The sequence below is a fragment of the Scandinavium sp. NPDC088450 genome, assembly GCF_044900545.1.
GTDB lineage: Bacteria > Pseudomonadota > Gammaproteobacteria > Enterobacterales > Enterobacteriaceae > Scandinavium.
In genome coordinates this window covers 320555-330386 of record NZ_JBJDNI010000001.1, presented here as the reverse complement: position 1 = coordinate 330386, position 9832 = coordinate 320555, and the positions used below count along the sequence as shown (strand labels likewise).

General features: G+C 52.8%; 7 protein-coding genes. 6 read left to right on the top strand and 1 reads right to left on the bottom strand.

Annotated features, from left to right (window positions below; translation table 11 throughout):
- Positions 1-351 precede the first annotated feature (351 nt).
- From ACI2I2_RS01490 to ACI2I2_RS01465, 6 genes are all read left to right on the top strand, one after another.
- Entirely contained in the window at positions 352-1941 is a 1590-nt protein-coding gene (locus ACI2I2_RS01490) for a methyl-accepting chemotaxis protein (RefSeq protein ID WP_404656275.1), read from the top strand.
- Between the two features lie 48 nt (positions 1942-1989).
- A complete protein-coding gene (gene glsB / locus ACI2I2_RS01485) occupies positions 1990-2916 on the top strand; it encodes a glutaminase B (protein ID WP_404656274.1) in 927 nt (308 codons plus the stop codon).
- Positions 2917-3055: 139 nt separating this feature from the next.
- Positions 3056-4492, top strand: a complete 1437-nt coding sequence (locus tag ACI2I2_RS01480; protein WP_404656273.1) for a GGDEF domain-containing protein — start codon at positions 3056-3058, stop codon at positions 4490-4492.
- A gap of 195 nt (positions 4493-4687) precedes the next feature.
- A complete protein-coding gene (locus ACI2I2_RS01475) occupies positions 4688-5680 on the top strand; it encodes a diguanylate cyclase (RefSeq protein ID WP_404656272.1) in 993 nt (330 codons plus the stop codon).
- 56 nt (positions 5681-5736) lie between these two features.
- Positions 5737-6711, top strand: coding sequence for a diguanylate cyclase (locus tag ACI2I2_RS01470; protein WP_404656271.1), 975 nt, complete (start codon positions 5737-5739; stop codon positions 6709-6711).
- 205 nt (positions 6712-6916) lie between these two features.
- Positions 6917-8368, top strand: coding sequence for a tagaturonate reductase (locus ACI2I2_RS01465; RefSeq protein WP_404656270.1), 1452 nt, complete (start codon positions 6917-6919; stop codon positions 8366-8368).
- 184 nt (positions 8369-8552) lie between these two features.
- On the opposite strand, the gene ACI2I2_RS01460 is transcribed toward ACI2I2_RS01465, so the two are convergent.
- Positions 8553-9674 (bottom strand): Fic family protein, encoded by a 1122-nt coding sequence (locus ACI2I2_RS01460; protein ID WP_404656269.1) that lies wholly within the window; start codon positions 9672-9674, stop codon positions 8553-8555.
- Between the last annotated feature and the right edge of the window lie 158 nt (positions 9675-9832).

Genomic DNA, 9832 nt, shown 5'->3' with positions numbered 1-9832 from the left:
CACGAGTTCTGTAATATTCAAACCGTGTGGAAGGATCGCCACTAATTTCCGTTGTAGGCCTGCGCAAGCGTAGCGCCGCCAGGCAATGTGATCCCTATGCCCGGCGGCACTGCGTTTGCCGGGCCTACAAAACTTTGGTCTGCACGAGTTCTGTAATATTCAAACCGTGTGGAAGGATCGCCACTAATTTCCGTTGTAGGCCTGCGCAAGCGTAGCGCCGCCAGGCAATGTGATCCCTTATGCCCGGCGGCACTGCGTTTGCCGGGCCTACAAAACCCCGTTCATTTTGTCATGGTTCTGTCATTTTCATCTCGTACACTCGCGTCTAACGTGTTGTTATAGATGAAAATTATGAACTTAATGCAAATTCCTCGTCGTTTTATTCGCCGTTTCTTTCCGCAGCAGTTTGGTTTACTTGCCGGGATCTTCTTCATCATCGGGCTGTTTTGCGCAGTCCAGATTGCTTCTACCTTTCTGTTATCGTGGTCGCTGCAAAATGCCCGCCTGAGTGAACAGCATAATCAACGGGCGCACCTTCAGCAGTTGAAGGTCGATCAGGCTCGTGTTCAGCTTCTGGCGGCAAGTGACTTGCTTAACCGCGCGGGTGTTTACTTCATGCAGGATAAAGAAACGGGATCAGTCGGCAGTTCTGATGGTTTGCTGCAGGAAGCCGGAAGTGCTCTGCTTGAATCCCACAAAGCCTGGCAAGAATGGCTGGATTTGGCTCCGCCTGACGATGAAGCACTCATTAACAGCTATCAGCAATTTTATGCGGCGATTGAAGAGCAGCTCAACGGTCTGCAAAAAACACAGTCAATTGATGCCTTCTTTGCCGTACCCGTGCAGGCTTTTCAGAGTGATTTCAACGACAACTATGCCCGTTTTCAAACGACCAGCGAGCGGAATGCCGAGCTGGGGCGACAGTCACTGATTGATAATCTGGCCGGTTTACAGCACATGTTTGTCCTTACGCCATTGGTACTGCTGATCGTGGCCTTATTTGTGTGGCGGGGCATGGTGCATTGGGTGATTACGCCATTACGGCGTCTTATTGGCCATATCAAAACGCTGGCGGAAGGGGATCTCTCACAGTCCGTGCCTCAGGTTTCTGCTTTTAACAAAGAAATTCATCAGATCAGCACCAGTCTTGCGGGCATGCAGCGAGGCTTACAGCAACTGGTGAGTCAGGTCAGCGATGCCAGCGGCGCGATTGCAAGCAACATCGATAAACTGGCGCAAGGGAACGAGGCACTGGCTCAGCAGGCGCAGAAGCAGAGTCAGGAACTGGACGACGTGACCCGGCATATTCTTTCACTGGAATCGCACGTTGAAGGCAACGCTAATTATGCCGGGCTCGCGCGTGAGCGGGCGGAAGAGGCTAATCAAGTGGCTTCGGGCGGCGATAAAATGATGATGACGGTCAATGCGTCGATGGAAGCGATTGTCGAACGTTCGTCAGAGATGCGTGGCATTGTTTCCATGATCGACAACGTCGCGTTTCAGACAAACATTCTGGCGCTTAATGCCGCCATTGAAGCCGCGCATGCGGGAAATCAGGGGCGCGGCTTTGCAGTGGTCGCCCGTGAAGTTGGCTTGCTGGCCCGTCAGAGCAGCCAGTCGACGCAGACGATTCAGGAGCTTATCAATTATTCGTTACAAGGGATTGATGACGGGTCGCGCGCGGTTAACCAACTGGAGCAAAATCTTCGCCAGGTCACCACCCTGGTGGGGGCGTTAAGCTCGTTGTTGAGTGAGATTTCCCGCGCCACGCTCAGCCAGGGGGAAAGCATTCATCAAATGACGCAACAGGTGCATTCCCTGAATCAGGTCGCGGGCAAAACGGGTGAACTGGTCAATTCTGCGGCGACGTCGTCTCGCCATCTTGAAAGCAGTGCCCAACAGCTCACGCAGGCGGTTATGCGCTTTCGTCTGCCAGCCTGACGCTGGTATACTCGCAGGCCGAATTTGGCCTGCGGGCAAGGAGTGAAAGTGGCAACGGTCATCGATAACAGCATGCTGGAATCTGTATTAGCAGAAGTTCAGCCGTTGATAGGGCGCGGCAAAGTCGCCGATTATATTCCGGCACTGGCGTGTGTGGATGGCAGCAAGCTGGGGATTGCTATCAGTACCGTTGACGGTCAGCATTTTCGCGCCGGTGATGCCGATGAGCGTTTCTCGATTCAGTCGATTTCCAAGGTACTCAGCCTGGTGGTGGCGATGAACCATTATCAGGAAGAGGAAATCTGGCAGCGCGTCAGAAAAGATCCCTCCGGCCAGCCTTTTAACTCTTTATTGCAGCTGGAAATCGAACAGGGCATTCCGCGTAATCCCTTCATCAATGCGGGCGCGTTGGTGGTCTGCGATATGTTGCAAAGCCGTTTGAGTGCGCCGCGCCAGCGCATGCTGGAAATTGTGCGTAAGCTGTCGGGCGTGGATGATATTGCCTACGATGCCGTGGTGGCTCGTTCAGAGTTTGAAAACGCCGCGCGTAACGCCGCAATTGCCTGGCTGATGAAGTCCTTTGGTAATTTCCATAATGACGTGACCACTGTCCTGCAAAACTATTTCCATTATTGCGCGCTGAAGATGAGCTGCTCCGAGCTGGCGCAGACCTTTCTGTTCCTCGCGAATCAGGGGCAGTTTCCGCAACGCGATCAGCCCGTTATTACGCCATTACAGGCACGGCAGGTGAATGCGCTAATGGCGACCAGCGGGATGTATCAAAATGCCGGGGAATTTGCCTGGCGTGTCGGGCTACCCGCGAAATCGGGTGTGGGCGGCGGGATTGTTGCGATTGTGCCCCATGAGATGGTGATTGCTGTCTGGAGCCCGCAACTGGATGAGGCAGGGAACTCACTGGCGGGGATTGCCATGCTGGAGAAACTGACTCAGCGACTGGGGCGTTCCGTCTACTGACATTTGCAAATGAACAACAAATAAGTAACAAGGTGAATTGTGAATACGCGCATTGTGATCAATAGTAGATACAGCTAGCGATCATTGTTCCTCAAGTCCCGAAATAATTGCCATCTGCGATTATATGGAAAGATAATTAATGCGTTCGATTTCCGTTCCTCGTTTCACTCTTTTTAGCGAAGCGCACGCCCTGCGTAATGCCCTTGTTCTGTTTATTATCACCACGCTTTTTTACGCGATTGGCGCGATGCTGCGTATGGTGCAGGAGCTTTCCTTATTCTGGCCGCTGAATGCGGTGATGGCGGCGATCTTTGCCCGCTATATCTGGCTGAACCGGATCCACTATTACGTCATTTGTTACGGTGCCATGCTGTTATATGACGTCATGACCACTCAGTGGGGGCTGGCCTCGCTGGTGATTAACGCCTCGAACATGGTGTTTATTATCATGGTGGCGCAGTTAGTGATGCGTGATAAACGGCATGCCGGGCGCGATCCTGGCCCGATAAACGCGCTGCGGCTATTTTATTATTGTCTGGTGTCTGCCGTCTTTTGCGCTCTGCTTGGCGCGCTGGGTTCGGTGGGTATCGACAGACAAACCTTTATGCCGCTGCTGGCGGATTGGTTTAGCGAACAGTTTTCTACCGGCGTGTTGATCCTGCCGTGTGTGATGACGCTGACGATGCCGCATCAGCTCACTGGCATTCGCTTGAAGCAGCTTTTACCTGCTTTCACGCTGGTGCTCTCTGTGCTGGCATCTATCGCCGTGGGTGGGGCGGGAAGTTTGGCGTTCCCGCTACCGGCGCTTATCTGGTGCGCCATTCGTTATCCTTTGCCGGTCACTTGCTTGCTGACGCTGATTACCGGCGCGAGCGAAATTATTCTGGTCGCTAATTCGGTTATCAATCTTGCCGTTTCCGGGCCGTTGCATACCGCACAACTGTTTTCAACGCGTCTGGGCATTGCCACGCTGGCGATTAGCCCGGTTATCGTGTCGACGAGCGTGGCGGCCATCAACAATCTGATTCGCCAGGTCTCGCTGCGTGCAGACTTCGATTTTTTAACTCGTGTTTATTCGCGCTCGGGCTTGTATGAAGCGTTAAAAAAACAACCCGGCCATCCTGAGCAGAACCTGACGGTGATGTTGCTCGATATCGATTTCTTTAAAAGCGTGAATGACAACTACGGACACGAGTGCGGTGATTACGTACTGGCGGCGTTTGCCCGTCAGGTGCATGAAGCCGTGGGCGAGAAAGGGCTGGTGGCAAGAATGGGCGGCGAAGAGTTTGCCGTGGCCGCTAAAACGGAGGACCCGCTTGATGGTTATCAACTGGCAGAGAAAATTCGCCGCCGCGTAGAGAATTATGTTTTCCAGTGGCGGCAACAGCCGCTGCGGATAACGGTCAGCATCGGTATTGGCAGTGGGAGCGTGGGTAACAAAGCCATGATTGATATCTTCAATGAATTGCTGGTGGAAGCCGATGAATATCTCTATCGGGCCAAAAAAGCCGGGCGTAACAAGACTTGCGCCAGGTCGCAGGCTGAAGAAGGACAGCTGGAATCAGCGACTTCGTGAGATGTCGGTGACAACGTCACTTTTATGATGAAAGGGCCGACAAAGGTATTCACCTATCTTTATTGATAGCTTGCGCGGGAAGCAAAAAGCGAAGAGGATAACCGCGGCCTGATATCGGAAAAACTGCATTAAATGAACGGTTTTGACCAACAAAAAACGAATGATAAGGTCCCGGGTAGGCGGTTTGTCCGGCGTATGTATCTGATGCGCATCCTCGGCACTTTTCTCTGTTTTTTCCCCATTCTTTCTGTTCTGACAGAACTTGAGCGTCCACTTTGGTTGCGCGGCCTGCTGGTGGCCAATGCCTTCATCTGGCCGACAGTGGCTTACCTGCGAGCCAAAAGCGCACGAACCCCTTTAGTCGCGGAACATCAAAATCTGGTGATTGACGCCGGAGCGGGCGGGTTCTGGATTGCGATGATGGCGCTCAATCCATTGCCTTCGGTGGTGATTGCGACCATTTTGCTTGCCGACAGGCTCGCGGCAGGCGGCGTGGTGCTGATGCGTAAAGCGGCTGTTCTGATGATCTGTACCTTCGCTATCGGCTGGCTGAGCATGGGAATGGAAGTGCAGGTTGGCGTTTCCCAGCGCACCATGCTTGCGACATTGCCCTTAATCGCCATCTATCTGCTGGCGCTCTGCGTGTTGACCGATATTCTCGCCGTTAAACTTCGTCGCAAAAGCAATGAGCTGGAACGGATTGCGATGAAAGATCCGCTGTTGGATATCGCCAACCGCCGCCTGCTGGAAAAACGTATCGCCTGGGAACTGGGTCGGTTGCAGAACGCCTGTGGGGAGTCGGCACTGGTGTTTATCGACCTCGATAATTTTAAAGAGGTTAACGATCGCTACGGGCATAAAGTCGGCGATGCGCTACTGGAAACGGTCTCGCAAATTTTGCATGTCGCCACCCGAAGCACAGACACACCTGCGCGCCTGGGGGGCGATGAGTTTGTGATTTTGCTGCCGGATACCTCTCCGGAAGAAGCGATGATGATTTCGACTCGTATTATGGAAGCGACAGCGGTGATTACCGCTCAACCCGAAAGCGAACTGTCCTTAACGTTGAGCATCGGTGTCGCCAGCGCCCGGCCCGAAATGGAAGATGTCGCGGACTGGCTGAAAGCCGCCGATGACGCGCTCTACGAAGCCAAAAGGCGTGGCAAAAATCAAATCTACGCCCATTAAGCCTTTCCCTTAAAAATCCAGGCTAAGCTATTCATTATTCGGCAAGAGGAGACGCCATGAAGAGTCCTGACCATCCTGAAAATGAAACCCAACGCCTGGCCTCATTACGCGAATCCGGCATCCTTGATGCTGGCGATCCGGCGCGATTCGATCGCCTGACTCGCCTGGCGCGGCGTTTGTTTAATGTGCCGATGGCCATGGTGAGCCTGGTGGATGAAGAATCGCTGGTGTTCAAGTCCTGTAATGGCCTGCGCTACGCATCACTGCCGCGCGATATTTCGTTTTGCGGCCATGTCATTCTCAGCGAAACGCCATTGCTGGTGCCGGATGCCAGAAATGACGCGCGTTTTAGCGACAATCCTTTGGTGACGGGCGAGCCTCATATCCGCTTTTATGCAGGCTATCCTCTGCGTCTTCCTGATGGCGCAATGGTCGGGTCGTTCTGCTTGTTAGACCACGATAAGCGCACCTTTACCGACGACGATGTGGCCGTGCTGAAAGACCTGGCAGCCATTGTCGAAGATGAATTTGAAACGATTGCTGAGGCGACGACCGATGTGCTTACCGGATTGTTAAACCGCCGCGGCTTCGAGCATCTGGCTAACTTTGCCATTTCTTCTGCTCATCGACGGGCGGAACCTTTAACGCTCGGCTGGCTGGATCTCGACAGGTTCAAAGAGATAAACGATCGCTTCGGCCATGCTGAAGGTGATGTCGCCCTCAGGCAAATGGCGCAATTGCTGACCAATGCTTTTCGCGATAGCGATTTACTGGTTCGTCATGGCGGAGATGAGTTCGGCATTCTGTTTTCCGATACCGATGAAAGCGGCGCATGGATTGCGATGCAGCATCTGGTGGAAGAGGCTGACGCATGGAACCTCACCTCAGGTAAGCCCTGGAAACTGGCGTTTTCGTGGGGCGTGACGGAGTTCAATCACGACGATATCACCAACCTGTCGAGCTGGCTGCGCGCGGCGGATAAACGCATGTATGCCATGAAGAAAGAGCATCAGGCCGAACGGCGTAATTGAACTAAGCGCCATTCTGGTCGACAGCTTGATTGGCGGCACCCGCCGCCATCAGTTTTATGTCCTCTTTTCACCCGCATAAAGCCGCCACTTTCTGGCAAAAAGCGGCGCGCTCTTGATCAAAGCAGGGGTTTTGTGGTTTTAAAGTCTGCTAAGTTATTAGACCAATAACGCAGGCTGTATGACCAATCAATAAGGGAAACCCATTGTGAACACACTAAACCGCCGCGATTTTCCTGGTGCCCAGTACCCCGACCGTATCATTCAGTTCGGAGAAGGTAATTTTCTTCGCGCTTTCATCGACTGGCAAATCGACCTCCTGAATGAACACACCGACCTGAATGCCGGTGTGGTTATTGTTCGCCCGATTGCCAGCGATTTCCCGCCGTCGCTAAGCACCCAGGATGGCCTCTATACCACCATTATTCGTGGCCTGAATGAGCAGGGCGAAGCAGTGAGCGACGCACGTCTGATTCGGTCTGTTAACCGTGAAATCAGCGCCTACAGCGATTACGCGGCATTCCTCGAACTGGCGCATAATCCGCAAATGCGTTTTGTGTTCTCTAACACAACAGAAGCCGGGATCAGCTATCACGCAGGGGATAAATTCGACGATGCGCCAGCCGTCAGTTATCCGGCGAAACTGACTCGTTTGCTGTTTGAGCGCTACAGCCATTTTGCGGGCGCTGCGGATAAAGGCTGGGTCATTATTCCTTGTGAACTGATTGATTATAACGGCGACGCACTGCGTGAGCTGGTGCTGCGTTACGCGAAGGAATGGGCGTTACCTGAGGCTTTCATCACCTGGATTGAAACCGCGAATACCTTCTGTTCCACGCTGGTCGACCGCATTGTAACGGGCTATCCACGTGATGAAGTCGCGAGCCTTGAAAGCGAACTTGGGTATAAAGACGGTTTCCTCGATACCGCCGAGCATTTCTACTTGTTTGTTATTCAGGGGCCAAAATCGCTCGCGGCTGAGCTTCGTCTCGACAAGCTCCCGCTCAATGTGCTGATTGTGGATGACATCAAGCCTTACAAAGAGCGCAAAGTGGCTATCCTCAACGGCGCACACACGGCGCTGGTGCCGGTGGCTTATCAGGCTGGGTTAGATACTGTGGGTGAAGCGATGAACGACGAAGCCATTTGCGCGTTTGTTGAGAAAGCGATTCATCAGGAAATCATTCCGGTACTCGACTTGCCACGTGATGAACTGGAATCTTTTGCCAGCGCGGTGACAGGGCGTTTCCGTAATCCTTACATCAAGCATCAGTTGCTGTCGATTTCACTCAACGGCATGACCAAGTTCCGCACTCGTATTCTGCCGCAGCTGCTGGCAGGGCAGAAAGCGCAGGGCAAACTCCCGGGCAGACTGACCTTTGCACTCGCCGCGCTGATTGCGTTCTACCGTGCAGAGCGCAATGGAGAGAGCTATCCCGTTCAGGACGACGCACACTGGATTGAACGCTATCAGCAGCTCTGGTCATTGCATGGTGATAACCAAATCAGCACGCAATCTTTGGTTGAAGCGGTGCTGTCGGTAAAAGATCACTGGGAACAGGATCTGACGCAGGTACAGGGTTTAGTTGAGCAGGTAACTCGCGACCTCAACGCGATCCTGAGCAAAGGCATGCGCGAAGCCGTTCAGCCTTTGTGTTAAGGGCTTAATCCTACCCGGCGAAATGCCGGGTTTGTTTTACCTTCACATTAGTTACAACATCCTATTTTGCTTTTTTAATACAGCCCAGTTTGGCACTGTGCCTGTGAAGGCTTTGTAGGGGAGATGAGCCGATTGCGATGCACATTCGGCTCATTAGGTGAGTTGAATATAGTCAGCATTTGGCTCATGCCATTTTCGCCAAATGATAGCGTGTGTTGCGCCCGCCGCCGGGTAATTTCTCAAGCAATCCTTGTTCCAGCAGAAAAGCAAGATGACGGGTGGCCGTGGCTTTACTGACTTTCGCGACTTTCTGATACTGACTGGCGCTGATACCGTCAGCAAAACCCGTGTCTCCACCTTCCAAAAGTCGGTTAAGGACTTTCATCTGTTCCGCGCTCAGGACCTGACGAACCACATCGTGCCGTTTCCAGTAGCGACTTTTCTCCAGCGTGCTGTCAACTCTCGATAACGCGGCATCCAGCGTGGTATCAAGCGTTTCCAGAAACCAGACCAGCCAGGCAGTGATATCCAGACCCGATTTTTGTGTTTGTTCGAGGGCTCGGTAATAAGCGCTTCTGCGCTCAAGAATGGAGGCTGACATGGCATACAGGCGAATGCTTTGTTTGTCGGCCTGGGCCAGCGCTAAATCTGTCAGCGCACGGGTTAAGCGCCCGTTTCCGTCGTCATAAGGGTGCAGCGTAACAAACCACAGGTGAGCTATAGCTGCCCTGATAACAGGGTCCAGCAGCGGATCGTTATTGCTCCGATTAAACCAGGCAATAAAGTCTTCCATTCGTGCTTCAAGCCCTTCGCGAGGCGGTGCTTCAAAGTGAACGACGGGTCTGTCGATTATCCCGGAGACAACCTGCATGGTTTCACCGCCTTGCAGTTCACCGGCATGAACAGAATGCACCGCCCACGGATCATGCGGAAAAAGCCAGCGATGCCATTGATGAAGGCGAGAAAGCGAAAGGGGAACCTGGCGGTTGTCGATGGCATCGATCATTATCGACGCTACGCCTTCCGAGCGTTCAGAAACAGGAAAGGGCGTCTCTTCATCCACGCCAAGACGGCGAGCCAGCGAAGAACGCACTGAATGCGCATTTAACCGCTCATCCTCGATGGCCGATGAGGCCAGAATGTTGGCGAGCAGGGCGTCCAGCGTTTGCTTTTCTTCGTCCTGAACTTCACTTCGGCCCACCAAAACACCGGTTTTTCGCTGTAACTGGCGCAGCAGCGGCAAAACAGACTCATCCTGCCAGTAAAATTCGGGCCAGTTCGGTTGTTGCCAAATCCAGTGCGTCATAAAAACCTCTGAGCCGAATAATCACATTATTGGCTCATATTATGAGCCGAATGAGACGAGAAGTAAAATGAGACCTCAACGTCATTGTTATGTGTTTGTAATGAACTTTCGCAATAAACTTGAAAGAGTGATTTAGATCACGTTAAATAACGCAGTCC